Consider the following 25,974-nt stretch of genomic DNA (forward strand, 5'->3'; position numbering starts at 1 on the left):
CGTGTATCGGATGTGTCATCGGCGAACCACGACGGAGAACAATGAGGTACCCCACGCCCCGGCTACCCCGCACCGCCCGACTGATCGCTCCACTTGTCGTCTGCGGGCTGATCGCCGCGGTGCCCACCGCCTCGGCCGGACCCGTGCCCGAACCGTCCCCGGCGGCCGAGGAGGGCGCGGGGTCCTGTCCGCGCGGCTCCGGCGGCCGGGTGTCGGACGGCTGGTCGCTGTCGTCCACCCGGATCGATCCGAAGGACAGTTACCACGCCTACGTCGGCAACGGATATCTCGGACAGCGGGTCCCGCCCCAGGGCACCGGCTACACCGGGGGAGGCGACAAGACCGGCTGGCCGCTGTTCACCCCGCGCTACGACGGCTCCTTCGTCTCCGGGCTCTACGCGCACCACACCAAGACCACCGACAACCGGCAGGTCGCCGCCGCCATCCCGACCTGGTCCACCCTGGAGGTGGCCACCGGGGGTGCCGCGGGCGAGACCTTCGGCTCCGGCACGTCCCGAGGGCGGATCTCCCACTACCGGCAGACCGTCTTCATGCGCTGCGGCCTGGTCCGTACCTCCCTCACCTGGACGGCGTCCGACGGACGCGCCACCGACCTCACCTATGACGTGCTCGCCGACCGCCGCAACGCTCATGTCGGGGCCGTACGGCTGCGGATGACCCCGCACTGGAGCGGCAACGCCACCGTCACCGACCGGCTCGACGGACGCGGCGCCCGGCGGATGACGGGGACCGGCGGCGGTGCCCACCGGGGCGGTTCGGTGGACGTCGGCTTCCGCACCGACGGCACCCGCACCGACGGGACCGTCGCCTCCACCCTGCGCCCCGGCCGGGGAGTCCGGGCGCGGGCCCAGGGCACCCCCGGCGCCGACGGCAAGCTGAGCGCGCGTCAGGCCCTCCGCTTCCCGGTCCGGCGGGGCCGCTCCTACGCGTTCACCAAGTACGTCGGCGTCGACACCGCCCTCACCTCCCGCGCGCCGCGCGCCGACGCGCTCAACGCCTCCCGGCACGCCGCGGATCGCGGCTGGGACGCGCTGTTCGCGTCGCACTCCGCCGCCTGGCGGAAGCTGTGGCGCTCGGACATCGAGGTGGCCGGGCGCGACCGGGCCTCCTTGCGCTCCTGGGTGCGCTCGGCCCGGTACGGGCTGCTGTCCGCCACCCGGGCCGGATCCCGCGACAGCATCGCGCCGACCGGTCTGACCAGTGACAACTACGGCGGTCTGATCTTCTGGGACGCCGAGACCTGGATGTATCCGGGGCTGCTGGCCACCAATCCCGAACTGGCCAGGTCCGTGGTCGAGTACCGCTACAAGACCCGTGCGGGCGCCCGTGCCAACGCCCGCACGCTGGGCTACCCGGGGTTGTTCTACCCCTGGACCAGTGCGAGCAAGGGCGGGCTGTGGACCGAGTGCCACAGCTGGGACCCGCCGCACTGCCGCACCCAGAACCATCTCCAGAGCGATATCGCCCTCGCCGCCTGGCAGTACTTCCAGGCGACCGGTGACACCGGCTGGCTGCGCGACCGCGGCTGGCCGTTGCTCAAGGGGACCGCCGAGTTCTGGGCCGGGCGCGCCACCCGCAACAACGACGGCAGTTACTCCATCAAGAACGTGGCCGGACCGGACGAGTACAGCAACGGTGTGGACGACGCGGTCTTCACCAACGCGGGCGCCGCCACCACGCTGCGCCACGCGGCCCGCGCCGCCCGGCTGCTCGGCCAGGACGCCCCCGCCTCCTGGACCCGGATCGCCGACCGGCTGCGGATCCCCTACGACAAGAAGAAGGGCATCTTCCAGCAGTACCAGGGCTACCAGGGCTCGATGATCAAGCAGGCGGACACCGTACTGCTGATGTACCCGCTCCAGTGGCCGATGCCGGACCAGGCCGCCGCCCGGACCCTCGACTACTACGCCGCGCGCACCGATCCGGACGGCCCTGCCATGACGGACTCGGTGCACGCCATCGACGCCGCCGCCATCGGCGAACCCGGCTGCTCCTCGTACACCTATCTGATGCGCTCCATCAGGCCGTTCGTCCGTGGGCCGTTCCGGCAGTTCTCCGAGGCGCGGGGCCGGCAGGCGGGCGCGCAGGACCCGTTGGCCGGCTCCCCGGCGCAGGACTTCCTCACCGGCAAGGGCGGCTTCCTCCAGGTCTTCACCCACGGGCTGACCGGGCTGCGGATGGCGGAGGACCGGGTGCGGCTGAACCCGGTGCTGCCGCCGCAGCTCCACGACGGCGTCACCCTGCGGGGCTTGCGCTGGCAGGGGCGTAGCTACGACGTGGCGATCGGCCCGCGGGAGACCACGGTGCGGCTGACCGGCGGTGAGCCGTTCACCATCGAGACGCCCACCGGGAAGCAGATCGTGAGCCAGGACGCCCCTGCCGTGCTCAAGACCCGCCGTCCGGACCTGGAGCCGACGTCCAACCTCGCCCGCTGCCGCAAAGCGACGGCGAGTTCGGAGGAGCCGGGTATGTACGCGGGCGGCGTTCTGGACGGCAGCGCGGCCACCGCCTGGGTGCCGAACGCCGCGCGGGGCACGCTCACCGCCGACCTCGGCCGGGTGGTGCGCGGCGCGAAGGTCACCCCGGAGTGGACCTCGGTACGGCCCGCCTCGTACCGGGTGCGGACCTCGGCCGACGGCCGCCACTGGCATCCGGCGGGATCGGGCCCGGCCCGCTACGTCCGGGTCACGGTGCGCTCGGTGGACGACAAGAAGCGGGCGGGCGTCGAGGAGTTGAGGGTGACGCGCGAGGACTGAGCGGGCCGGCGGGGCTGTCGTACGACGCTGTGCACGGGGCGTCAAGGAGTGTGCAGGGGATGCCAATGACACCCCGCCCCCGTTCGGTCACGCTGATCAGGTCAGGTAGGCAGGGCTTCGACGGGGGGAGCCCTGCCTGCCTCCTGCCAGTGCCTCCTGGCGGAAGTCCCGGGGCGCGACCCCATAGGCGCCGCGGAAGGCGCGGCTGAAGTCCGCCGCGTGACCGAAACCCCAGCGGGCGGCGATGGCGTGGATGGGGGTGTCGCTCTGCGCGGGGTCGGCGAGGTCGCGGCAGCAGCGCTCCAGCCGCTGACCGCGGATCCACGCCGAGACGGTGTGACCCTCCTGCTCGAAGAGGCGGTAGAGATATCTCAGCGAGATGTGATGGGTCGCGGCGATCCAGGCCGGGCTCAGCTCGGGCCGGTGCAGATTCCGCTGGACGAAATCCTCGATCCGCAGGAACAGGGCGCGCCGACGGCTCTCGGGGGTGATGGCCGCGGCGCTCCGGCCCTCCCCGGTGTCCAGCTCATGGGCGAGCATCGCGGTGAGCAGATCGAGCACCACGGTGCCAAGACGCGGGGCGTCGGACGGCCGCAGACCTTCGGCCTCGGTCGCCAGCCGGGTGAGGAAGTCGGCGAGCATCGCCCCGATCCCCTTCCGCCCCGACAGACACCGCCCGAGCAGCCGGTCGAGCTCCACCGCCGGGAACGGCAGCAGCGACGGGCGGATCGCCACCGACATCTCCTGCACCCGGCCCCGCACACTGGTCCCGTGGCACGGCTGGGAGGTGGAGATGAGCATGAACTGCCGTACGCCGAGCGTGGTGTGGTGACCCGCGTGCGACAGATCCGTCTCCCCGCGCACCACCAGCATCAGGTGGTACAGCTCCGGGTCCGAGCGCCGGATGTGGGCCGCCGACCGGTGGTTCCGCAGTGACGGTACGGAGGTGCAGGAGAGCGAGACATCGCCCAGGCCGACGCCGCTCATGGTGGCGCGGAAGTCGTGCTCGTGGTCGGAGCGCAGCTCGATCGGGATCGACGCCTCGTCGCACCGGGCACGCCACGCCGCGAACCGCTCCGCGGGCGGGATGTTGTCGTAAGGGAGCACCATGCCCGTCATCACCCTCCCGTATCAGGTCATCGCTCAGTGCGATCATCCCTGGCGGGCATCAATGTTTGATGAACGGTTCCATGGCGAACAGTCCGCATCCGCCCGATTCGGCGTGCATCCGTCCGATCCCCCATGCGCCCTTGTCCACACGGCCGGACGCCCCTTTTGAGGACGGGCCCCGGCAGCACCGCCGGAGGCAGCGGCCCTGGAAGGCCGAGTTCCCGCCCCACGCCGTCATGGCGCGGTCAGGACGCGCGGGCCGTCCTCGGTGATGGCCACCGTGTGCTCGCTGTGGGCGGCGCGGGTGCGGTCGTCGGTGCGCAGGGTCCAGCCGTCGGGGTCGGTGATGTAGGTGTCCCGGCCGCCCGCCAGGAACATCGGCTCGATGGCCAGCACCAGCCCGTGCCGCAGCGGCAGACCCCGGCCGGGGCGGCCCTCGTTGGGCACCGGCGGGTCCTCGTGCATCCGGCGGCCGATGCCATGGCCGCCGAAGTCCGCCGGGATGCCGTAGCCCGCGGCGCGGCCGACCGAGCCGACGGCGTGCGAGATATCGCCGAGGCGCGCCCCGACGACAGCCGCCTCGATAGCCGCCGCCAGGGCCTGCCGGGTGGTCTCGATCAGCCGCAGATCGTCCGGGCGCGGGGTGCCGACGGTGAAGCTGACGGCGGCGTCGCCGGCCCAGCCGTCGACCGTCGCGCCGCAGTCCACGCTCACCAGGTCGCCGTCGCGCAGCCGGTAGCCGTCCGGGATGCCGTGGACGATCGCGTCGTTGATCGAGGCGCAGATGACGGCCGGGAAGGGGGTGGGCGCGAAGTGCGGCCGGTAGCCGAGGAACGGGGATCCGGCCCCCGCCTCGGTGAGCACCGCGCGGGCCGCCTCGTCCAGCTCGCGCAGCGACACGCCGACCGCGGCGGCCTTCTGCGCGGCGGCGAGCGCGGTGGCCACGACCCGGCCCGCCTCGCGCATGGCGTCCAGGGACGCGTCGGTCTTGATCTCCACCATGGGCTGCTGCCTTCCGTCACCGCCGGGGCGAGCCCCCGGCGACCCAATTCTTATACCGGTATTAGTATCACGGTCATGGTGCGCACCCCTCTCACTCCGCTGGAACGCGAACGCGGCCGCTTCCTCGGTGTCCTGCTGCGGCAGGCCCGCGGCGAACGCAGCATGGCCGAGATTGCCGCGGCGTCCGGGATCTCCGCCGAAACCCTCCGCAAGATCGAGACCGGCCGGGCCCCGACCCCCGCCTTCTTCACCATCGCGGCCCTGGCCACCACCCTCGGACTCGCCCTGGACGAGATCGCCGCGCGCTGCGCCGCGGTCACCGCCCCACCGGAGGAGGACAGCGCGGCGGCGTGATCCGGCCCACTCCGGGCGCCCGTCCCCGGGCGGCTTTTGTTGCGGCAGGATGAAATCCGCACATCTGTGTGTTGGTGCCTTCCGGCAGGACGTGGAGAGTCGGGAGGACACGGGGTGACGGACGTGGTGGCGGCGGACGAGCCGGAGACACAACAGGGCTGGGTGCGGCGGCTGACCCGCTGGTGCTGGCGGTACCGGCGCAATGTGCTGCTGGCCCTCGGCTCCTCGCTCGGCGGGATGGCCGTCATGGCGCTTGTCCCGCTCGTCACCAAGCTGATCATCGATGACGTGATCGTCGGCCATGACCGGTCGATGGCTCCGTGGGCCACCCTGCTGATCGTCGCCGCCCTCGCGGTCTACGCCTTCACCTACGTCCGCCGCTACTACGGCGGACGGCTCGCGCTCGACGTCCAGCACGATCTGCGCACCGAGATGTACGCCGCGATCTCCCGGCTGGACGGCAGACGCCAGGACGAGCTGTCCACCGGCCAGATCGTCGGCCGGGCGACCAGCGACCTCCAGCTGATCCAGGGACTGCTGTTCATGGTGCCGATGATGATCGGCAACGTACTGCTCTTCCTGGTCTCCCTCGTGGTGATGGCGGTGCTCTCACCGCTGCTCACCGTGGTCGCGCTCGCCGTCGCCCCCGCCCTGTGGGTCATCGCCTCGCGCAGCCGCGTCCGGCTCTTCCCCGCCACCTGGTACGCCCAGGGGCAGGCCGCCGCCGTCGCCGGGGTCGTCGACGGGGCCGTCACCGGCGTCCGCGTGGTCAAGGGCTTCGGACAGGAGCGCCAGGAGACCGGCAAGCTGCGGGAGGTCAGCCGCGGCCTGTTCGCCGCCCGGCTGCGCACCGTCAAGCTCAACTCCCGCTACACCCCCGCCCTCCAGGCCGTCCCCGCCCTCGGCCAGGTCGCCATGCTGGCCCTCGGCGGCTGGATGGCCACCCGCCATCAGATCACCCTCGGCACCTTCGTCGCCTTCTCCACCTATCTCGCCCAGCTGGTGGGCCCGGTCCGGATGCTCACCATGATGCTGACCGTCGGCCAGCAGGCCCGGGCCGGAGTGGAGCGCGTCTTCGAACTCATCGACACCGAGCCCGCCATCGAGGAGCGCCCCGACGCCCGGGAGCTGCCCGCGGACGCGCCCGCCACCGTCGAGTTCGACCGGGTCACCTTCGGCTACGACCCCGCCCACCCGGTGCTCTCCGAGGTCTCGCTGCGCGTCGAGCCGGGCGAGACCCTGGCCGTCGTCGGCGCCTCCGGAAGCGGCAAGTCCACCCTGTCGATGCTGCTGCCGCGGTTCTACGACGTGACCTCCGGCGCGGTCCGGGTCGGCGGCCATGACGTCCGCGAGCTGAGCTACGCCTCGCTGCGCGCGGCGATCGGGCTGGTGCCGGAGGACAGCTTCCTCTTCTCCGACACGGTGCGCGCCAATCTCGCCTACGGGCTGCCGGACGCGACCGAGGAGCAGATCCGGGCCGCCGCCCGTGCCGCCCAGGCCGACGGATTCATCTCCGCACTGCCCGGCGGCTACGACACCCAGGTCGGCGAGCAGGGGCTCACCCTCTCCGGCGGCCAGCGCCAGCGCCTGGCCCTGGCCCGCGCCATCCTCACCGACCCCCGGCTGCTGGTCCTCGACGACGCCACCTCCGCGGTCGACGCCCGCGTCGAGCATGAGATCCACGAGGCGCTGCGCGGGGTGATGGCCGGGCGCACCACCCTGCTGATCGCCCACCGCCTCTCCACCCTCGCGCTCGCCGACCGGGTCGCGGTCCTCGACCGGGGCCGCCTGGTGGACATCGGCACCGACGAGGAGCTGCGGAAGCGGTGTGCGCTGTACCGGCGGCTGCTGACCGACCCGGACGAGCTCGGCGGCATCACCCGTGACCCGGCCGGGCAGCTCACCCTCCGCGGCGGTGCCGACCCCGGCCGTACCTCCCCGGTGGCGGACCGGACCGGCCACGAGCGGTGGGAGGTGTCCGCTGGAGCCTTCGACGGCGAGGCACCGGCCACGGGCCTGGCCGAACCGGAGCTCGACGGCTCCGCGGCGGCCGGTGGCCTCCAGCCGCCGTCGGCGCATGGGGAGCATGCTGCCGACGGCCACCCCACCCCCGATCTGGCCGGGCTGACCGCGGCGGCCCGGCGGCGTCCGCACGGCGGTGACGACCCCGAGCACGCCGCCGCGGCCGATGGCGCCGATCCGGCCGCCACCTCCGCCGTGACCCCCGAACTGTGGGTGCGGCGCGCGGGCGAGAACCCCGGGCCCGCCGTGAAGGACGGCGGCACCACCACCGCCGCCCCCGCCCCCGGGATCGCCGGGGCGCTCGCCGGGATGCCCGCCACCCCCGATCTGCTCGCCAAGGTCGAGGCCCTGCCGCCCGCCGACGACACCCCCGACGTCGACGAGGAGCGCGCGGTGCGCCCCGAGAAGGCGTACGGACTGCGGCAGTTGCTGCGCGGCTTCGGCACGCCGCTGCTGATCTCGCTGCTGCTGGTCTCCATCGATGCCGTCGCCGGACTGCTGCTGCCGGTCCTCATCCGGCACGGCATCGACGAGGGCGTCCAGCGGCTGGCGCTGGGGGCGGTGTGGGCCGCCTCCGGGCTCGCACTCGTCGTGGTGCTCGCCCAGTGGGCGGCGCAGATCGGCGAGACCCGGATGACCGGACGTACCGGTGAGCGGGTGCTCTACGCCCTCCGCGTCAAGATCTTCGCGCAGTTGCAGCGGCTCGGACTCGACTACTACGAGCGCGAGTTGACCGGCAAGATCATGACGCGGATGACCACGGATGTGGACGCGCTGTCGACGTTCCTCCAGACCGGTCTGGTCACCGCCGTGGTCAGCCTGCTCACCTTCTTCGGCATCCTGGTCGCGCTGCTGGTGATCGACATCCAGCTGGCGCTGGTGGTCTTCGCGACCCTGCCGCCGCTCGTCATCGGCACCGTCTTCTTCCGGCGGCAGAGCGTCAAGGCGTACGAGCTGGCGCGCGAACGGGTCAGCGTGGTCAACGCCGATCTCCAGGAGAGCGTGGCGGGGCTGCGGATCGTGCAGGCGTTCCGCCGTGAGGGCTCCGGCCGGGAGCGGTTCAGCGGGCGCAGCGACGACTACCGCCAGGCGCGGGTGCGCGGCCAGTGGCTGATCTCGGTGTACTTCCCCTTCGTCCAGCTGCTGTCGTCCACCGCCGCGGCGCTGGTGCTGATCGTGGGCGCCGGACGGGTCGGGGACGGCACGCTGAGCGCGGGCGCGCTGGTCGCCTACCTCCTCTACATCGATCTGTTCTTCGCCCCCGTACAGCAGCTCTCCCAGGTCTTCGACGGCTATCAGCAGGCCAGTGTCTCGCTCGGCCGGATCCAGGAGCTGCTGCGCGAGCCGACCACCACACCGGCGGCCGAGGCCCCCCGCGCGGTGTCCGCCGTCCGCGGCGACATCGCCTTCGAGGATGTGCGCTTCCGCTACGGCGGCGAGGGCGAGGAGGCGCTGGCGGGCATCTCGCTCACCATCCCCGCGGGCCAGACCGTGGCCTTCGTCGGGGAGACCGGCGCGGGCAAGTCCACGCTGGTCAAGCTGGTGGCCCGGTTCTACGACCCGACCGGGGGCGCGGTGCGCGTCGACGGCACGGATCTGCGGGAGCTCGACCTCACCGGGTACCGCAACCGCCTGGGCGTCGTCCCCCAGGAGCCGTATCTCTTCCCCGGGACCGTGCGCGACGCCATCGCCTACGGACGGTCCGACGCGAGCGACGCCGAGGTGGAGGCGGCGGCGCGGGCGGTCGGCGCCCACGCCATGGTGGCCTCGCTGGACGGGGGCTATCTGCATCCGGTCTCCGAGCGCGGACGCAATCTCTCCGCCGGACAGCGGCAGTTGATCGCACTGGCGCGGGCGGAGCTGGTGGACCCGGACATCCTGCTGCTGGATGAGGCCACCGCCGCGCTGGACCTGGCCACCGAGGCGCTGGTGAACCAGGCCACCGACCGGCTGGCGGGGCGCCGCACCACCCTGGTGGTCGCCCACCGGCTGACCACCGCGGCCCGCGCGGACCGGGTGGTGGTGCTGGACCACGGCCGGGTCGTCGAGGACGGCACCCATGAGGAGCTGGTGGCGCGGGACGGCCGCTACGCCGCGCTGTGGCGCACCTTCACCGGCGAGGCGACGCCGGTCGGCGCGTAACCGGGCGGTCGGCGCACGGGGGGCGCACGGAAGGCTGTGCGGCGCGGGGCGCGGCGGTCCGGTCGCCCCCGCCGGTCGCCCCGCCGTCCGTCACTCTCGGCATCCGCCCGAGATGACGCAGGGTGAGGTCAGAGCTCCATGCCACTGGCCCGCGCTATGCCCTCCACCTCGCGCCGGTCCCGCTCCCGCTGCTCCGCCTCGGCGGCCACCCGCTGCTTGTGGCGGTACAGGAAATCGGGGTCGCCCGCCCGCTCCTGGGGGACCAGCACCTTCATCCCCTTGGCGTGCGGGCTGTCGCCGAGATCGACCACCACCCGCTCGTCCTGGGAGGTGAGCAGACCGAACAGCACCAGCAGCTCGGCCTGCAAGGCGGGAGTGAACAGCTCCTTCTCCTCCGGACCCATACCGAGCTCATAGGTCCCCCCGCGGACGGCCGGTGAGGTGCTCAGCTCGCGCAGCAGCCGCATCAGCAGCTCGAGCGAGCGCGGATCGATCCGTTCCTGCAACTCCGTCAGATACCGCGTCAGCCGCTCGGCCCGTTCACTCCGGTCGTGCCGTTCGTCTCGGTCCATGTACGCAGCATGGGCCATCACAGCCCGCTACGAAAGAGGGCGGTAGCAACAACTCTCCGTATTCGACCTCCTGTTGGCGGAGGGAGAGACACCAGGGGCCCTAGCGGCTCCGGGTGTGCCACGAGTAGGTTCTCGGCGACCTGTGTCAATTCATGGGAAACCAGGGGAAGAAGAGGAGGCCGCATGGGCAAGGCGCTCAGATGGCTGTTGTCGCTGGTGATACTCGTGGGGGCGGCCGGATGGGGTGCGGGGAACGCCTCCGCGCACCCGGCCGCCCCCAAGGAGCCGGACATCAAGGAACGTGTCCTCGGCATTCCGGGGATGAGCTTCGTCGAGGAGAAGCCCTACGAGGGCTACCGCTTCCTCGTCTTCAACTACACCCAGCCGGTGGACCACCGGCATCCGTCGAAGGGGACCTTCCAGCAGCGCTTCACCCTGCTGCACAAGGCCACGGACCGGCCGACGGTGTTCTTCACCTCGGGCTACAACGTCAACACCACTCCGCGCCGCAGCGAGCCCACACAGCTCGTCGACGGCAACCAGGTGTCGATGGAGTATCGATTCTTCACTCCCTCCCGGCCGCAGCCCGCCGACTGGTCGAAGCTGGACATCTGGCAGGCCGCCAGCGACCAGCACCGCCTCTACCAGGCGCTGAAGCCCGTCTACGGCAAGAAGTGGCTGGCCACCGGCGGCAGCAAGGGCGGGATGACGGCGACCTACTACCGCCGCTTCTTCCCCCGCGACATGGCCGGAACGATCGCCTACGTCGCCCCCAACGACGTGGTGAACAAGGAGGATTCGGCCTACGACCGCTTCTTCCGCGACGTCGGCACGGCCGAGTGCCGCACCAAGCTCAACGCGGTGCAGCGGGAGGCGCTGGTGCGCCGTGACGAGATCGTGGCGCGCTACCAGAAGTGGGCCGACGAGGAGAAGCAGACCTTCACCGTCGTCGGCAGCGCCGACAAGGCGTACGAGAACGTGGTGCTGGACCTGGTGTGGGCCTTCTGGCAGTACCACCTGCTGAAGGACTGCGCGGACGTGCCCGCGCCCACCGCCTCGACCGATGAGCTCTACAGCTTCATCGACGAGATCTCCGGCTTCTCCGCCTACACCGACCAGGGTCTTGAGACCTACACGCCGTATTACTACCAGGCGGGCACCGAGCTGGGCTCGCCCTCCTTCCGCACCCCGCACCTGGACGGGCTGCTGCGCTACCCGGGCATCTACGCCCCGCGCAACTACGTCCCCCGGGACATCCCCATGCACTTCAAGACCCGGGCGATGCGCGATGTGGACAGCTGGGTGCGCCAGGACGCGCAGCGGATGATGTTCGTGTACGGGCAGAACGACCCGTGGGGCGCGGAGCCGTTCCGGCTCGGCAAGGGCGCAGAGGACTCGTACGTCTACACCGTCGCGGGCGGCAACCACGGCTCGAACATCGCCGGGCTGGCGGCCGATGAGAAGACGAAGGCCACCGAGGCGGTCCAGCGGTGGGCGGGGGTCTCCCCGGCCGGCAAGCCGCTGGCGCCCGCCGACAAGCGGCTGGACAAGCGCGAGATCGAGCGCCGGCCGGCCTTGCGGCCGTAAAGCGGGGCGGAGCCCTCGTCCCCGTTCCGGCGGGACGGAGGTGTACGGGGCCGGGGGCGAACTGCCCCCGGCCCCTTCCGCTTGCGCCGTCAGTCGTAGGACAGACCGTGCCCGATGGGGTACAGCACCCGGGACGGCTCGTCCGCGTCCCGTACCGCCACCGGCAGCCGTCCGCGCGGATCCGCCTTGCCCGCGATCACCCGGGCCGCCGCGCGCAGTTCCACATCCGTCCATGAGTAGGCGGCCAGCGACGCCCCGGGCTCGGTGTCCGCACCGCGCAGCCGCGCGATGTCGTACGGATTGCGGATGGCCAGGTGCACCACCGGTTTCCCGGTGGCCACCAGCGCCGAGACCAGGGTCCGCTGCGCCGATCCGGCGCCCACGTTGTACGTCGCCACGACCACCGCGTCCCGGCCCCGGGCCGCCGCGACCGCCTCGTCGATCCGGCCCGGCGAGGGATCGGGCGCGGTACCCGTACCGGTGGACAGCGCCTCCGCCGAGAACCCGAGACCGTTCAGGGCGCGGGCGAGCACGGCCGTCGGCGGCCCGCCGGTCCCGGACGGAGAGGCAGGGTCCACCCCCACCACCAGCAGCCGGTGGTGGCGCTTGCGGGACAGCGGCAGCAGCCCCTCGCGGTTGGTGAGCAGGGTGGTGGTGCGCTCGGCGATCCGGTCGGCGGCGGCGCGGTGCTTGCGGATGCCGACCGTGCGGTCCACCTCCCGCGCGCTGGTGTACGGATCGTCGAACAGGCCGCGGCGCGCCTTGAGTTCCAGGATGCGCCGCAGTGACGTGTCGATCCGCTCCTCGGTGATCTCGCCGTCCCGTACGGCCTTGTGGACCCCGCGCCAGGCGGCGGTCAGGTCCGGCGGGTTGAGCAGCTGGTCCACGCCCGCCTTCAGCGCGAGCACCGGCACCCGGTCGTCGCCGTACTTCTTGCGCACGCCCTCCATGCCGAGCGAGTCGGTGACCACCACCCCGTCGTAGCCCAGTTCCTCGCGCAGCACGCCGGTGAGGATGGGCCGGGAGAGGGTGGCGGGGTCGTCGGCCGGGTCCAGGGCCGGGAACAGCAGATGCGCGGTCATGATCGAGTCGATGCCCGCGTCGATGGCGGCCCGGAACGGGGGTGCGTCCAGCCGCTCCCACTCCTTGCGGGAGTGGGTGATCACCGGCAGGCCGACATGGCTGTCCACGGTGGTGTCGCCGTGCCCGGGGAAGTGCTTGGCCGTGGCCGCCACCCCCGCGCTCTGGTACCCCGCGACCTGGGCGGCGACCAGGCGGGCAGCGGCCTGCGGGTCGGCCCCGAAGGACCGTACGCCGATCACCGGGTTGGCCGGATTGACGTTGACGTCGGCGACCGGGGCGTAGTCCTGCCGGATGCCGAGCGCGGCCAGCTCGGCTCCGGCGATCCGGCCCGCGGAGTGCGCGTCCTTCGCGCTGCCGCCCGCGCCGAGCGCCATCGCGCCGGGCAGGAGGGTGGCCGGGGCGCCGACACGGGCCACGATGCCGTGCTCCTGGTCCGTGGAGAGCAGCAGCGGCACGGGGGCCCGGCGGTCTCCCAGCGCGGCCTTCTGGATGCCGTTGGAGAGCGCGGCGACCTGGTGGGGGTCGCGGATGTTGTGCGTCCAGCCGAAGTAGATGATCCCGCCGATGTGGTACTTCGCGATCAGCTCGGCGGCGTTGGCGACACCCAGCTCCTTCTGGTTCGACGCGACGTCGGCGGGGTCGGGCGCGGTGGCCGAGTGCCCGTACACCCGCATCACGAAGAGCTGGCCGATCTTCTGGTCCAGCGTCATCCGCCCGATGAGCGCGTCGACGCGGTCGCGGTGGTGGTCGCGGGCGGTGTCCCCGTCGCGGGTCGCGGCCCGGTCCCCGGCCGTACCGGGCCCGGCACCGGGGCGGGTGGCCGGGGAGGTGGTGGAGCGGGACGGATGGCGCGCCGGGGTGCCGCCGAGCGCCCCCGGGGCGCAGGCGGTCGCGGCGGCGGCCACGGTGGCGGCGGTGGCGGCGAGCAGGGCGCGGCGTGACGTGGGCTCGGGCACCCGCACTCCTTCCGTCGGGGTCTGGAGGGGGTGGCTGGTGTGTGCTCTGACACCGTTCAGTGGAAAGCAGATCCGGGTCAATGGGAATGGCCTTTTCGGTGCAACTTCGGTCAGGAGAAGACCGGTTCCGATGGCAGGCGCTCCTTCGGCACCACGAAGACGGCGATGATATGGAACGGTGCGAAGCATTCCGGCGGTGGCGCGGGATGCCGCCCCGCGATGAGCGTCAGCCGCTCCCCGGACCGCCGCAGCGTCGCCGACGGCCACTGCGCGCAGCCGGTGGTCGTGGACCAGCCGACCAGCGCGGTCCGCGAGAAGTCGGTGTCCCGGGCCTTGGCGGTGATGGCGTCGGCCCGCTTGCCGAAGTGGTGGGCGAAGGCATCGAGTTCGGCCGTGGTGCGCAGCACCGTGTGGATCTCCGGGACACCGCCGGAGGCGCTGGTGAAGTAGGCCGCCCCGGTGTCGATCCGCCCGGCGCTCCGGGAGGGGGAGACGCCGCCGGCGCTCTGGGAGGGGTGCGCACCGGCGGCGGGATGCTGCTGGCCGCAGGCGCCGGAGAGGGTGATCAGCGACGCAGCCAGCAGTGAGGCCGATACCGCTCTGCGGAGACTCCCCGTCAGCACATCGCTTGGACGCCCGGCCCGCCGGGGCGGTTCCGGGTGCGGTGCGGAATTCTTGCCGTGCTGAGGGCCGTGGTGCGGGCCGTGGTGAGGGCCGTGGTGAGGAACGGGACACACCCGCCCATAGTGACAGTGCCCCCGGCCCCGCGCCGCCACCGAACCCCCCGACGCGTCGGGTCAGGTGGTCCGCTGGGGCCAGAGCTCGCGCAGCAGGCGGACGCTCTCGGTGATGGCCGGGCGGCGGGAGGCGCCGGTGCGCCACAGGGCGTACAGCCGTCGTACCGGGACCGGTTCGAGGGGGACCGCCCGCACCTCCTCCGGCAGCGGGCCGCGCCCCAGGCGCGGCATCAGGGCGATCCCGAGACCGGCCGCGACCAGCGCGATCTGGGTGTGGTTCTCCGCCGCCTGATAGGCGAGGTCCGGTTCATGGCCCGACGCCCGCAGCGTACGGACCAGCCAGTCGTGGCACACCGACCCCGGCGGCTGGCAGATCCAGCGCTGGCCCGGCAGATCGTCGCGGCTCAGTGCCCGCTCCCGGCCGCGTTCGGCCAGCGGATGTCCGGCCGGGGCCAGGATGTCGCAGGAGTCGTCCCCGATGACCGCGCGGTCCAGACCCTCCGGGGCGGGCAGCGGTGCGATGTCCCAGTCGTGGGCGACCGCCATGTCGATCACGCCCTGCGCCACCAGGTCCACCGACAGATGCGGATCCACTTCCAGCAGCCGGGCGTCCAGCGAGGGGTGCTCCTCGCGCACCCGCGCCAGCACCGGGGGCATCAGCCCGCGCGCCGCCGTGGCGAACGCGCCGATCACCAGCCGTCCGGTGGGACGGCCGCGCCGCTCCTCCAGCGTGGTCTCCGCCTGCTCGACGATGGCCAGCAACTGCTGGGCGGTGGCGGCCAGATGCTGGGCCGCGTCGGTCAGCGCGATGCCCCGGCCCTGGCGCTCCAGGAGGGTCGTACGGGTCTCCCGCTCCAACTTGGCGATCTGCTGCGACACCGCGGACGGGGTGTAGCCGAGCGCCGTCGCCGCGGCGCTCACCGACCCGTGCACGGCGACCGCGTGCAGGGCCCGCAGCCGGGCCAGATCCAGCATGGGGCGCCCCTCTCTCACCTTTCACGTTCGCTGCATCCAACCATGCAGATATCCGCGCTGGTGCTACAAGGTCATCGGACGTGATCCTCGACCCATGCGACCAGCACACATCGCCCTCGCCGTTCTCGTCGCCGCCGTCTGGGGCGTCAACTTCACGGTCATCGAGGTGGGGCTCGACCACTTCCCGCCGCTGCTCTTCTGCTCCCTGCGGTTCCTCGTGGCGGCCCTGCCCGCGGTGTTCCTGGTCGGACCCCCGCGGGTCGCCTGGCGCTGGATCCTCGGGGTCGGGCTGGCGCTGGGGGTGGCCAAGTTCGGGCTGCTGTTCATCGGGATGCACGAGGGGATGCCCGCCGGTCTGTCCTCGCTGGTGCTCCAGATCCAGGCCGTCTTCACCGCGCTGTTCGCCTCCGTCGTCCTGGCCGAACGCCCCACCCGGGTCCGGCTGCTGGGCATGGGCGTCGCCCTCACCGGGATCGCGGTGGCCGCCGCCGACGAGGGCACCTCCGGTCCGCTCCTCGGCTTTGTGCTGGTGATCGCGGCGGCGGCGTTCTGGGGCGTCTCCAACGTCCTCACCCGCAAGGCCGCGCCGCCCGACGCGCTGAGCTTCATGGTGTGGGTGAGCCTGGTGCCGGTGCTGCCGCTGCTCGGGCTCTCGCTGCTGTTCGAGGGCGCCGAGCCCGACCTCCGGGCGCTGGCCCGGATCGACTGGGCCGGGGCGGGCACGATCGTCTACGTCGCCTGGATCACCACCGTGTTCGGCTTCGGTGTGTGGGGCTTCCTGCTGCGCACCTACGACGCCTCGGCGGTCGCGCCCTTCTCCCTGCTGGTGCCGGTGTTCGGAATGTCCTCGGCGGCGCTGGTGCTCGGGGAGGGGATCAGCCCGCTGCGCTGGCTGGCGGCCGCGTTGCTGGTCGGCGGCGTGGCGCTGACCTCCTTCCCGGCCGCCCGGCTGCGCGGTCTGCTCAGGCCGCGTCGGCGAGCAGCCGCAGCAGATGCTCCCGGCCCGGAGCGAGCAGCCCCGGCAGCTCCGGAGCCTGCGGGTACCAGCGCTTCTCGTACTCCCAGCACAGCCAGCCGTCCCAGCCTTCACGGCTGAGCAACTCCACACACTCGGTCAGCGGCAGCACCCCGGCGCCCAGCGGCAGCGGGGTGGTGTCGTCGGCCGAGGCGATGTCCTTGACCTGCACATAGCCCAACTGCGGCGCGAGCGCCGCATAGCTGGCCGCCGGGTCCTCCCCGGCCAGCCAGGTGCGCATCACATCCCACAGCGCCCCGACGCTTCCGTGGCCGACCGGCCCGAGGACCCGCGCCGCGTCGGCCCCGGCCGGATGAGAGTCATGGGTCTCGAGCAGCAGCCGTACGCCCAGCTCGGCGGCCTGGGGCGCGGCGGTGGCGAGCCGCCGGGCGGCCGTGGCGTCGGCCTCGGCGGTGCCCTGGTCACCGCCGCCGGGGAACACCCGGACGTTCGGCGCGCCCAGATCGTGCGCGAGCCGCACCAGCTCACCCAGCTCGGCCAGCACCGGCTCGTCCGGCCCCGCCGCGGCGACCCGGGCGTACCCGGCGACACACAGAATCTCGACCCCACCCCCCGCGAACTCCCCCACCACCTGCGCGCGCTCCCCGCCCCCGATCCCGGGATGCACCGGCTCCTCGGGGTGGGCACGCAGTTCAACCCCGTGATACCCGCTGTCGGCGGCGAGCCGGACCACATCGCGCATGGCCATACCGGGGACGCCGAGGGTGGAGAAAGCGAGCTTCATGCGGGCTCCGTTGCTCGTGTGTGGGGGTGGTCGGTACGCGTCGGGGATCTTCAACGGGACGCTAAGCAGGGGCGGGGGCGTGGTCAATCCCGCCGTGCCGAGCGGCCGGGCGACTGGGCGCGCCCGACCGCGGCGGTGGGGCCCCACCGGGGCCGGTGGTCGGCGGCCCCGGCTGCTGGGCGCAGGGCGTCGCCCTGCGGGCCGCCGCGCTCCTGGGGTCGCCCAGGCCGGATGTCCGGGTCGCTGGGCCGATGGGGCTCGGGGCGCGGCCGATTGGGTGGCTCACTGCCGGGGCGTATGCGTCCCGGCTCCCGGGGCGGGGTGTGCGCACGGTGTGCCGTTGGCACGTTGTACGTGCGTCCGCGCAGCAGCGCTCGACCTCCAGGGGCAGCAGCCACCCGTCTGCACGGCGCGGGAACAGCGGCCCGCGTCCGGCGCGCAGCACCCGTGTAGGGGGCACGCCGAGCGGCGGGCCCCTCGATCCGCTCCTGCGCCGCGAACTGGCCACGTTCTCGCGTGTGGCCCTGACGGGCGCGTCCGCTGGGCCCGGCGTTGGGTGTGCCGGGGCCGGGACGGTGCGAGCCCCGAGGGGACGGTGGTTGGCGGGTGCCTGGTTCGCCTGCCACGTCCCCGGGGCCGTGGCAGGCGGCTACCCGCTGCTGGGTGGTTCCGTCCCGTCGTGGGATACGGGGCGCCGGGAGGTGCGCACGGTGTGCCGTCGGCACGTTGTACGTGCGGGTTGGTGGGCCCGGCCCACCGAACCTCAGGGGGTCAGGCCGTGGTCAGGCGCCACAGGGATGTCACCTCCGCGGCGCGGGCCGTGTGGAGGGGGTCGTCCGGGGTCGTTGCGCGGGGGTGGGCGGGGCGGGTGTCGTGGCGGGCCACGACCTTCAGGCCCGCCGACCCGATCGCGGCCAACAACTCCGCGCGCGACCGCAGTCCGAGGTGTTCGGCCAGGTCGGAGAGGATCAGCCAGCCCTCGCCGCCCGGGGCGAGATGGGCGGCGAGGCCACCCAGGAAACCGTGGAGCATCCGGCTCCCGGGGTCGTACACCGCGTACTCCACCGGGGAGGAGGGGCGCGCCGGTACCCAGGGCGGGTTGCAGACGACCAGGGGGGCGCGGCCCGGTGGGAAGAGGTCGGCCCGGACCACCTCCACCCGATCGGACAGGCCCAGCCGGGCGACGTTCTCCCGGGCGCACACCAGCGCCCGCGGGTCCTGGTCCGTGGCCACCACCCGGGCGATCCCGCGCCGCGCCAGCACGGCCGCCAGCACACCGGTGCCGGTGCCGATGTCGAACGCGGTCCCGCCCGGGGGCAGCGGCGCCTCGGCCACCAGGTCGACGTACTCGCCGCGCACCGGGGAGAAGACCCCGTAGTGCGGATGGATGCGGTCGCCGCCCAGCGCCGGTACCTCGACACCCTTGCGGCGCCACTCGTACGCGCCGATCAGGCCGAGTAACTCGCGCAGCGAGGTGACCGAGGGCGCGGCGGCCGGGCCGTACGCCTCCGCGCACGCCTCCCGTACATCCGGCGCGCGGCGCAGCGGAACGCGGAAGTCGGCGTCCAGGGGCACCAGCAGCATGCCCAGCAGCCGGGCCCGCCGGGACTGCGCCTGGCGGTGCCGGTGGAACGTCTCGGCGGGGGTGTGCGCGGGCGCCCGCCGGTCGCGGGCCCGGCGCGGGCCGCGGTCGACCCGGCGCGCCACCGCCGTCAGCAGCTGACGCGCGCCCTGGTAGTCGCCGCGCCACAGCAGCGCGGTGCCCTCGCAGACCAGCCGGTAGGCGGTGTCGGCCGCCGTCCGGTCGTCCGCGAGCGCGACCCGCCCCGGTGGCGGGGCGCCGCTCTCGGAGCGCCAGTGGGCGGAGTGGGACCGGCCGTCCTCGGTCCAGTGGATGAGGTGCTGCGTAGTCAGGGGGACACCCTTTGCTCAATGCGCGTGCTCGTGCGCCGTTGGTCCGGTCCGATCCTCGTCGCACCGACGCCGCCGCGCGAGCGGTTTTCCGGACGGGTGCACCGGTCAACCCAGCGCGTCAACCAGCCACGTCATGGCAGGGAGTGACGTTAAGTCAGCCGCGCGGCGGCGGTGTCGTCGACGACCGCGCCATCAGCTCGCCCCGCACCATCGCCACCCCGCCCGGCGGCTGCGGCTCGCGGCCCAGCGCCAGCCGCCCCGCCCGTATCCCCGCCTCGTGCAGCGGGAGCCGGACCGTGGTGAGCGAGGGCACCGCGTCCGCGCTGAACGGCAGATCGTCGAAGCCCGCGACGGACACGTCCTCGGGGATCCGCCGCCCCCGGTCGCGCAGCGCCGCGCAGACACCGAGGGCGATCGTGTCGTTGGCCGCCACGATGGCGGTCAAGCCGCTGTCACGGCGCAGCAGTTCAAGGGTGGCGTCGTAGCCGGAGGGGCGGTCGTACAGGCCATGCACGGTCAGCCGCTCGGCGTCCCCGTCCAGCCCGGCCCCGGCCAGCGCGGCGCGGTGACCCTCCAGCCGGTGACGGGTGGTGGTGCGCTCGGCGGGGCCCGCCACATAGCCGATCCGGCGGTGGCCGAGGGTCACCAGATGCTCGGTCAGCCGACGCGCCCCACCGCGGTTGTCGAACGCGAGGGTCACCGCGTCCTCCAGCGGCGGGCGCCCGCACAGCACCACCCGGGTGCCGGACGCGGCGAGCCGGGAGACCTTGGTGGCCACCGCCGCGGCGTGGTCGGGCTGTTCGGCCGCGCTGCCGGTCAGCACCACCGCGGCCGCGCGCTGCCGCTGGAGCAGGGTGAGGTACCTCAGCTCGCGCTCGGGCGAACCGCCCGTACTGCATATGACGGCCAGCTTCTCGCCCCCGCGCCCCGGTGCGCCGATGGGCGCGCCCATCTCGGACTGCACCGCGCCCGCGATGATGCCGAAGAAAGGGTCGGCGATGTCGTTGACCAGGACCCCGACCAGATCGGAGGTGGCGGCGGCGAGAGCGCTTGCCGGGCCGTTGACCACGTACTCCAACTCGTCGACGGCGCGCAGCACCCGGGCCCTGGTCGACTCGGCAACCGGGTAGTTGCCGCTCAGGACGCGCGACACGGTGGCCGCCGAGACCCGAGCCCGTGCCGCCACATCGGCCAGGGTCACTGCCATGTTTCCTCCGTCGGTTGGTCACCTGGTGGTCTGCCGAGCGCGCCGGTTGGGCGGCGTCCATGGTCTCACCGACCACCCTCACCGTGGTCTGGGATGCCGGGCGTTGGCCCATCCGTTGCGGTCCGGCGAGGTCCGCTCCGCGTCCCGACGCGCCGACCCTCGCCGCATGGCGTGAACTGCCCCATGAGGGCCGGGGTGTCCCATGACGCCCGCGGGTGTCCCATCTGTACAGGCTGGTGCGGGACGGCTAGCGTTGAAAGATCCAGAAAGCGCTTACCGTGCCGTCCCGTGAGGAGAAGAAGCGACGTGACACGCCAGACCGTGCGGATCGCCATGAACGGTGTGACCGGCCGGATGGGCTACCGCCAGCATCTCGTCCGGTCCCTCCTCGCCCTGCGGGAACAGGGCGGTCTCGACCTCGGGGACGGACGGGTGCTGTGGCCGCGGCCGCTGCTCGTCGGCCGCCGGGAGTGCGCGCTGAAGGCGATCGCCGAGCGCCATGGCCTGGACCCCGTCGCCGATGTGTCCACCGACGTGGACGCCGTGCTGGCCGACGAGAGCGTGGACATCTACTTCGACGCACAGATCACCGCGGCGCGCGAGGAAGCCCTCACGAAGGCCATCGCGGCGGGCAAGCACATCTACACCGAGAAGCCGACGGCCACCGGCCTGGACGCCGCGGTGGAACTGGCCCGGCTGGCCCGCGCGGCGGGCGTCAAGCACGGGGTCGTCCAGGACAAGATCTTCCTCCCGGGGCTGCTGAAGCTGAAGCGCCTCGTCGAGGGCGGCTTCTTCGGCCGGATCCTGTCGGTGCGCGGTGAGTTCGGCTACTGGGTGTTCGAGGGCGACTGGCAGGCAGCCCAGCGGCCGTCCTGGAACTACCGCGCGGAGGACGGCGGCGGCATCGTCGTCGACATGTTCCCGCACTGGGAGTACGTACTGCACGAGCTGTTCGGCGCCGTGCGCAGCGTTCAGGCGCAGGCCACCACCCACATTCCGACCCGCTGGGACGAGCAGGGCAAACCGTATGACGCCACCGCCGAGGACGCCGCGTACGGCGTCTTCCGTCTCGAGGGCGGCGCCATCGCACAGATCAACTCCTCCTGGGCGGTCCGCGTCCACCGCGACGAACTGGTGGAGTTCCAGGTGGACGGCACCGAGGGCTCGGCCGTCGCGGGGCTGCGCGGCTGCCGCGTCCAGCACCGCTCGGCCACCCCCAGACCGGTGTGGAACCCCGACCTCCCGGCCACCGGGTCCTTCCGCGGGCAATGGCAGGAGGTCCCGGAGAACGGGGAGTTCGACAACGGCTTCAAGACACAGTGGGAGCTGTTCCTGCGCCATGTGGTGCTCGACGAGCCCTGGCGCTGGGACCTGCTGGCGGGGGCCCGCGGGGTCCAACTCGCCGAGCTGGGGCTGAAGTCGTCGGCCGAGGGCCGCCGGCTGGACGTACCGGAGCTGAGCCTGTGATCCTCCGCCTCCCCGCGCCGGGCCGTGCGACCCGCCCCTACCGGCCGCGTGCCGAACCCGCCCGCTTCACCCCCGGCGGCGCTCCGCTCACCTCCCGTGTGGTGTTCGCGGCCGCCCATGTGGTGGCCGATCCGTACGCCGACACCGGCCCCGGCGGTCCGGCCGCCGTGGACTGGGACGCGACCCTCGCCTTCCGCCGCCATCTGTGGTCGCACGGTCTCGGCGTGGCCGAGGCGATGGACACCGCGCAGCGCGGGATGGGTCTGGACTGGTCCGGCGCGGCCGAGCTGATCCGCCGCTCGGCCGCCGAAGCCAAGGCGGTGGGCGGGCGGATCGTCTGCGGTGCGGGCACCGATCAGCTCGCCGTCACCGGGATCGGATGGCCGTACGGTCTGGACGAGGTGCGCGCCGCCTACGAGGAACAGCTCACCGTCTGCGAGGAGTCGGGCGCCCGCGCGGTGCTGATGGCCTCGCGGGCGCTGGCCGCCGTGGCCAAGGGACCCGAGGACTATCTGGAGGTCTACGGCCGGCTGCTGGACCAGGTGTCCGCTCCCGTCGTACTGCACTGGCTGGGGCCGATGTTCGACCCGGCGCTGGAGGGCTACTGGGGCAGCGTCGATCCGGACGCCGCCACCCGCACCGTGCTGGAGCTGATCGCCGCCCACCCGGGCAAGGTCGACGGCATCAAGGTCTCCCTGCTCGACGCCCGCCGCGAGATCGAACTGCGCCGACTGCTCCCGGACGGGGTGCGCTGCTACACGGGCGACGACTTCCACTACCCCGAGCTGATCGAGGGCGATGACCACAGCGCCAGCCACGCCCTGCTCGGCGTCTTCGACCCGCTGGGGCCACTGGCCGCCCGGGCGGTCCGCGCGCTGGACGCGGGCGACGCACCGGGCTTCCGCGCGCTGCTCGACCCGACGGTGGAGCTGGCCCGCCATCTCTTCCAGGAACCGACCCGCTGCTACAAGACCGGGGTGGTGCTGCTGGCGTGGCTGGCCGGGCACCAGGCGCACTTCACGATGGTGGGCGGCCTCCAGTCGGCCCGTTCGCTGCCGCATCTGGCGCGCGCGTACGAACTGGCCGACGGGCTCGGTCTGTTCCCGGACCCGGAGCGGGCCGCCGAGCGGATGCGGCATCTGCTGATCGTCCAGGGGGTCGCGCAGTGAGCGGTGGCAACCGGCCGGAGCATCTGAGCCGTCTGAGTCTCAACCAGGAGACGATCCGGCAGTGGTCGCTGCCCGAGCTGGCCGAGGGCTGCGCGGCGGCCGGGGTGCCCGGTGTCGGCCTGTGGCGGGCGCCGGTGCGGGCGTACGGGGTCGAGGCCGCCGCGCGGCTGATGCGCACCGCCGGGCTGTCCGTCACCTCGCTGTGCCGGGGCGGCTTCTTCACCGCCGTCGAGCCGGCCGAGCGAGCCGCCGCCCTCGACGACAACCGCGCGGCGATCGACGAGGCCGCCACTCTCGGCACCGGCACCCTCGTCCTGGTCTCCGGCGGTCTTCCGCCCGGCAGCCGCGATCTGCCCGGCACCCGCGCGCGGATCGCCGACGCGCTGGGGGAGTTGAGCCCGTACGCCGCCGAGCGCGGGGTGCGGCTGGCCATCGAACCGCTGCACCCCATGTACGCCGCCGACCGCTGTGTGGTCTCCACCCTCGCCCAGGCGCTGGACCTGGCCGAGCGCTTCCCGGCGGAGCGGGTGGGCGTGGTCGTGGACACCTACCACCTGTGGTGGGACGACACCGTGGCCGCGCAGATCGCCCGCGCGGGCGCCGGTGGCCGGATCGCTGCCTTCCAGCTCGCGGACTGGATCACTCCGCTCCCCGCGGGTGTGCTGCTGGGCCGAGGTCAGCTCGGGGACGGCTCGATCGATCTGCGCTGGTTCCGCGAGCGGGTCGACGCGGCCGGGTACGACGGGCCGATCGAGGTCGAGATCTTCAACCCGGCGCTGTGGGAGCGGGACGGGGCGGAGGTGCTGGCGGAAGTCGCCGAACGCTACGCGTCCTTGGTGCCGGTCGAGCCGTCGCCCTCACCGGTCCCGTCCGGACCACCCGACCCGGCGGGCTGACCGGACGCCGCCTTGGCCGCGACCATGACCTCGGACACGTACTCCCGCACCCGGAGGGTCGTGGTGCCGCTGGTGTAGAGCCCCATGCCCAGCATGCCGAGCGGCACCGAGGCCGCGAGGATCCCGGTCATGGCGGTCCAGGGACGTTCCTTGTCGCAGTACTCGGAGAGATGGTCGCGGAAGGCGGGCGCGTCGCAGTGGTTGGAGTACTCCCCGGTCTCGTACGGGGTGAACATCAGCAAGGCCAGCACCGCCCAGCTCAGCCCCGCCAGAAACAGCAGTCCCGCCCCGCAGGCGCGCTTGCGCTGCGCACGCGTCACCCACACGCTCTCCTCGACCGCCCCGTTCATGCCCATCCCTCCGTCAGAACGCAAAGGACATGAAACTAACAGTTCCGCCAGGGGAGTTCGGAGCCGGGCCGGGGGCCGGTGGCGCGCTCAGTCGTCGTGGGGTCCGGCTGTGTCAAGGTGCCTCAACCGCAGCGCACCACAACGACCCGTTTCCGCAGGTGAGAGCAACATCAGGCGCGGGCGGCAGCGTGTCGGCACGACCACGGCCCCCGATCACGGGGGCCGCTCGCTGTGATGGCTGGTTGCTGCGGGGGTCAGGTGGCGGGGAACTCCCCGCGCCTGACGGCAGCGACGAACGACGACCAGGCGCCGGGCTCGAAGGCAAGCGCCGGCCGGTTCGGGTCCTTGCTGTCACGCACGGGGACCACGCCGCGCGAGGCGACGAGGTTGGCGGCGACCTCGATGCACTGGCCGCCGTTTTCGCTGTATGAGGACTTGTGCCAACGGGGGGTTTCGGTCGTCACGGGGTGCCCTTTCGTAACTGCTCGATCATGGTCACGGATGCCGCCTGGGAGAGGGCTTCGGCCTGTAGCTGATGGTAGGCCGCCAGTATGGGCAGCACGAAGTTGCTTTCTCGTTCCAAGTGCCCTCGGTGTGCAGACTCGGCGTAGGACATGAGCGAGCGATCCGGCATCGTCAGCACCGTAATGGGCAGGCTGAACGGCCGACGTGCCCCCATGCGGAACGGGGCGACCTGGAGCACGGTGTTCGGAAGCTCGGCGAATTCCAGCAACCGGGCGAACTGAGCGTCCATAGTGGCGCGATCACCCATCGGCCGGAGGAGGCACCCCTCGTCAAGCACTGTGAACATCAAGGGTGCTGGGGAACGCGCAAGTGTGGCTTGCCGTTCCGCCACCAACGCGACCCGCTCACTGGCTTGTTCAGGGGTGATCGCTTCCCGACGTACGGCGTCCGCCTGCAACGTCACCGCATACTCCGGTGTCTGGAGCAGGCCGGGGATGACTCCGACCTCGTAGAGCCTGATCTCTGCCGCTCGCGCCTCATGTGTCACGTACTCCGGGAACCCTTCCAAGAGCGCGGTGTGCCGAAGGGCGCGGCTCTGGCGTTCGAGTCTGTCCCCGGTGCCGAGCACCCGGTCAGCATGTGACGCGAAACGTGGAGTTGGAGGACGCCGACCAGTTTCCACGGCGGAGATGTGCGTCGCCGAGCACCCCATGCGCTCCGCTAACTCGTCCTGAGTCCAGCCGCGCTCGTCCCGCAATGTGCGTAGACGATACCCAAACGCCGCGCTCCGTGACTTTTCGGGGTCCAGCTCTTTCCGGTTCACCAGCTACCTCCCAACCATCTGTGCATGCACCGCAAGTTGAAGACATCCCAACCGTAAGTCACGCTGAACTCGCTTGGTAGTGGAATCACTACGGAGAGGAGTGATTGGGGGCCGGTGGGACCACGAACCGGCCAAGCGCGCCAGGGCTTGAGCCCGCGGCCCATGCTGACTGCCGGATCCATGCCGACTGGGTCTGCCGTCCCATCAACTCATCAGGGCGCGGGGCCAGATGGCCTCGATCATGACTGGCTCCCTCAGGCGCCGACCAGGCGGGGAGTCACAGAAGCAGGCCGCATGCAAGACCCCCGCAACCGCGCGACCGGTCCGGGGGCGTGGCCTCAACCACCAGGAGGTTGATAGGCATGGCCCACGCTATCGCGTGGATCTTCGAAGCGCTGTTACGGCCGCTGTTGCCGCCGTCCGGCCGTCATCGTGCGGCCGAGCCGAGCGGCGACGCCCCCGCAGCGCACCAGCACGCGCCGACGATGCGGACGGCGCGGGTGCCCGACGCGCCTGCGCGGCGCCTGGCGGCGAGGTGTGTGAACGGCCCCACGGTCCGCCCGATCTCCGGTCCATCGGAGCGCCACGGGGTCGCCATGGTGCGGC

19 protein-coding genes and 2 pseudogenes are annotated in these 25,974 nt (G+C 72.6%); 8 read left to right on the forward strand and 13 right to left on the reverse strand.

All coding sequences use genetic code 11. The features are described 5' to 3' along the window. Positions 1–41 precede the first annotated feature (41 nt). Complete coding sequence (locus JK363_RS15375; RefSeq protein WP_201875458.1) at positions 42–2,777, forward strand: glycosyl hydrolase family 65 domain-containing protein; 2,736 nt, start codon at positions 42–44, stop codon at positions 2,775–2,777. Between the two features lie 96 nt (positions 2,778–2,873). Here JK363_RS15375 and JK363_RS15380 read toward each other — a convergent pair whose 3' ends face one another. Further along, positions 2,874–3,887: a helix-turn-helix domain-containing protein gene (locus JK363_RS15380; RefSeq protein ID WP_236075813.1), complete on the reverse strand. Its 1,014-nt coding sequence runs from the start codon at positions 3,885–3,887 to the stop codon at positions 2,874–2,876. 234 nt (positions 3,888–4,121) lie between these two features. After that, positions 4,122–4,889 carry a type I methionyl aminopeptidase gene (gene map / locus JK363_RS15385; protein WP_201875460.1) on the reverse strand — a complete coding sequence of 256 codons (768 nt, stop codon included), beginning with the start codon at positions 4,887–4,889 and terminating at the stop codon, positions 4,122–4,124. Between the two features lie 75 nt (positions 4,890–4,964). Here map and JK363_RS15390 point away from each other — a divergent pair, with 75 nt between their 5' ends. Both JK363_RS15390 and JK363_RS15395 read left to right on the forward strand, forming a co-directional pair. After that, positions 4,965–5,243, forward strand: a complete 279-nt coding sequence (locus tag JK363_RS15390) for a helix-turn-helix domain-containing protein (protein ID WP_201875461.1) — start codon at positions 4,965–4,967, stop codon at positions 5,241–5,243. A gap of 123 nt (positions 5,244–5,366) precedes the next feature. Then, positions 5,367–9,407 (forward strand): ABC transporter ATP-binding protein, encoded by a 4,041-nt coding sequence (locus JK363_RS15395; protein ID WP_372444793.1) that lies wholly within the window; start codon positions 5,367–5,369, stop codon positions 9,405–9,407. Between the two features lie 128 nt (positions 9,408–9,535). Here JK363_RS15395 and JK363_RS15400 read toward each other — a convergent pair whose 3' ends face one another. Continuing rightward, positions 9,536–9,979, reverse strand: a complete 444-nt coding sequence (locus tag JK363_RS15400) for a hypothetical protein (protein ID WP_201875462.1) — start codon at positions 9,977–9,979, stop codon at positions 9,536–9,538. Positions 9,980–10,162: 183 nt separating this feature from the next. On the opposite strand from JK363_RS15400, the gene JK363_RS15405 reads away from it, so the two are divergent. Further along, entirely contained in the window at positions 10,163–11,566 is a 1,404-nt protein-coding gene (locus tag JK363_RS15405; protein WP_201875463.1) for a S28 family serine protease, read from the forward strand. 89 nt (positions 11,567–11,655) lie between these two features. Here JK363_RS15405 and JK363_RS15410 read toward each other — a convergent pair whose 3' ends face one another. The 3 genes from JK363_RS15410 to JK363_RS15420 all read right to left on the reverse strand — a co-directional run bounded on the left by JK363_RS15410 (position 11,656) and on the right by JK363_RS15420 (position 15,317). Then, entirely contained in the window at positions 11,656–13,605 is a 1,950-nt protein-coding gene (locus JK363_RS15410; protein WP_201875464.1) for a glycoside hydrolase family 3 protein, read from the reverse strand. 110 nt (positions 13,606–13,715) lie between these two features. Beyond that, positions 13,716–14,228 carry a hypothetical protein gene (locus JK363_RS15415; protein WP_201875465.1) on the reverse strand — a complete coding sequence of 171 codons (513 nt, stop codon included), beginning with the start codon at positions 14,226–14,228 and terminating at the stop codon, positions 13,716–13,718. A gap of 174 nt (positions 14,229–14,402) precedes the next feature. Further along, positions 14,403–15,317 carry a LysR family transcriptional regulator gene (locus JK363_RS15420; protein ID WP_201875466.1) on the reverse strand — a complete coding sequence of 305 codons (915 nt, stop codon included), beginning with the start codon at positions 15,315–15,317 and terminating at the stop codon, positions 14,403–14,405. 94 nt (positions 15,318–15,411) lie between these two features. Between JK363_RS15420 and JK363_RS15425 the strand changes: the two genes are divergently transcribed. Continuing rightward, positions 15,412–16,413 (forward strand): EamA family transporter, encoded by a 1,002-nt coding sequence (locus JK363_RS15425; protein ID WP_443726300.1) that lies wholly within the window; start codon positions 15,412–15,414, stop codon positions 16,411–16,413. On the opposite strand, the pseudogene JK363_RS15430 reads toward JK363_RS15425, so the two are convergent. The 4 genes and pseudogenes from JK363_RS15430 to JK363_RS15440 form a co-directional block, all read right to left on the reverse strand. Then, positions 16,403–17,077: pseudogene (locus JK363_RS15430) on the reverse strand (sugar phosphate isomerase/epimerase family protein); the annotation flags it as partial. The gene JK363_RS15425 and the pseudogene JK363_RS15430 sit on opposite strands and share 11 nt — an antisense overlap. A 355-nt stretch (positions 17,078–17,432) precedes the next feature. Continuing rightward, a pseudogene (locus JK363_RS45020) lies at positions 17,433–17,519 on the reverse strand (SAM-dependent methyltransferase); the annotation flags it as partial. A 329-nt stretch (positions 17,520–17,848) separates the two neighbouring features. Continuing rightward, entirely contained in the window at positions 17,849–18,991 is a 1,143-nt protein-coding gene (locus tag JK363_RS15435) for a methyltransferase (protein ID WP_201875714.1), read from the reverse strand. 154 nt (positions 18,992–19,145) lie between these two features. Next, positions 19,146–20,198 (reverse strand): LacI family DNA-binding transcriptional regulator, encoded by a 1,053-nt coding sequence (locus JK363_RS15440; RefSeq protein WP_201875468.1) that lies wholly within the window; start codon positions 20,196–20,198, stop codon positions 19,146–19,148. 306 nt (positions 20,199–20,504) lie between these two features. Here JK363_RS15440 and JK363_RS15445 point away from each other — a divergent pair, with 306 nt between their 5' ends. Genes JK363_RS15445 through JK363_RS15455 form a run of 3 tightly spaced genes read left to right on the forward strand, consistent with a single transcriptional unit; the run spans position 20,505 to position 23,730 of the window. Continuing rightward, a complete protein-coding gene (locus JK363_RS15445; RefSeq protein WP_201875469.1) occupies positions 20,505–21,665 on the forward strand; it encodes a Gfo/Idh/MocA family protein in 1,161 nt (386 codons plus the stop codon). Then, positions 21,662–22,834 (forward strand): dihydrodipicolinate synthase family protein, encoded by a 1,173-nt coding sequence (locus tag JK363_RS15450; RefSeq protein WP_201875470.1) that lies wholly within the window; start codon positions 21,662–21,664, stop codon positions 22,832–22,834. The genes JK363_RS15445 and JK363_RS15450 overlap by 4 nt, the downstream gene beginning before the upstream one ends. Next, positions 22,831–23,730 carry a sugar phosphate isomerase/epimerase family protein gene (locus tag JK363_RS15455; RefSeq protein WP_201875471.1) on the forward strand — a complete coding sequence of 300 codons (900 nt, stop codon included), beginning with the start codon at positions 22,831–22,833 and terminating at the stop codon, positions 23,728–23,730. The genes JK363_RS15450 and JK363_RS15455 overlap by 4 nt, the downstream gene beginning before the upstream one ends. Here JK363_RS15455 and JK363_RS15460 read toward each other — a convergent pair. From JK363_RS15460 to JK363_RS15470, 3 genes are all read right to left on the reverse strand, one after another. Further along, on the reverse strand, positions 23,658–24,080 hold the full coding sequence (locus JK363_RS15460) for a hypothetical protein (RefSeq protein ID WP_201875472.1): 423 nt from the start codon (positions 24,078–24,080) through the stop codon (positions 23,658–23,660). The two genes, JK363_RS15455 and JK363_RS15460, sit on opposite strands and share 73 nt — an antisense overlap. Before the next feature lie 254 nt (positions 24,081–24,334). After that, positions 24,335–24,544 (reverse strand): DUF397 domain-containing protein, encoded by a 210-nt coding sequence (locus tag JK363_RS15465; RefSeq protein ID WP_201875473.1) that lies wholly within the window; start codon positions 24,542–24,544, stop codon positions 24,335–24,337. After that, positions 24,541–25,371: a helix-turn-helix domain-containing protein gene (locus tag JK363_RS15470; protein WP_201875715.1), complete on the reverse strand. Its 831-nt coding sequence runs from the start codon at positions 25,369–25,371 to the stop codon at positions 24,541–24,543. The genes JK363_RS15465 and JK363_RS15470 overlap by 4 nt, the downstream gene beginning before the upstream one ends. Positions 25,372–25,974: the final 603 nt, after the last annotated feature.

The organism is Streptomyces coffeae, from assembly GCF_016741875.1.
Classification (GTDB): domain Bacteria; phylum Actinomycetota; class Actinomycetes; order Streptomycetales; family Streptomycetaceae; genus Streptomyces; species Streptomyces coffeae.

What these genes read in the sequence shown, in the direction of transcription:
- JK363_RS15460 (WP_201875472.1), bottom strand. Translation starts at nt 24,080, where the DNA reads ATGAACGGGGCGGTCGAGGAGAGCGTGTGGGTGACGCGTGCGCAGCGC.
- JK363_RS15390 (WP_201875461.1), top strand. Translation starts at nt 4,965, where the DNA reads ATGGTGCGCACCCCTCTCACTCCGCTGGAACGCGAACGCGGCCGCTTC.
- JK363_RS15400 (WP_201875462.1), bottom strand. Translation starts at nt 9,979, where the DNA reads ATGGACCGAGACGAACGGCACGACCGGAGTGAACGGGCCGAGCGGCTG.
- JK363_RS15375 (WP_201875458.1), top strand. Translation starts at nt 42, where the DNA reads ATGAGGTACCCCACGCCCCGGCTACCCCGCACCGCCCGACTGATCGCT.
- map (WP_201875460.1), bottom strand. Translation starts at nt 4,889, where the DNA reads ATGGTGGAGATCAAGACCGACGCGTCCCTGGACGCCATGCGCGAGGCG.
- JK363_RS15405 (WP_201875463.1), top strand. Translation starts at nt 10,163, where the DNA reads ATGGGCAAGGCGCTCAGATGGCTGTTGTCGCTGGTGATACTCGTGGGG.
- JK363_RS15425 (WP_443726300.1), top strand. Translation starts at nt 15,412, where the DNA reads ATGCGACCAGCACACATCGCCCTCGCCGTTCTCGTCGCCGCCGTCTGG.
- JK363_RS15380 (WP_236075813.1), bottom strand. Translation starts at nt 3,887, where the DNA reads ATGGTGCTCCCTTACGACAACATCCCGCCCGCGGAGCGGTTCGCGGCG.
- JK363_RS15420 (WP_201875466.1), bottom strand. Translation starts at nt 15,317, where the DNA reads ATGCTGGATCTGGCCCGGCTGCGGGCCCTGCACGCGGTCGCCGTGCAC.
- JK363_RS15440 (WP_201875468.1), bottom strand. Translation starts at nt 20,198, where the DNA reads ATGGCAGTGACCCTGGCCGATGTGGCGGCACGGGCTCGGGTCTCGGCG.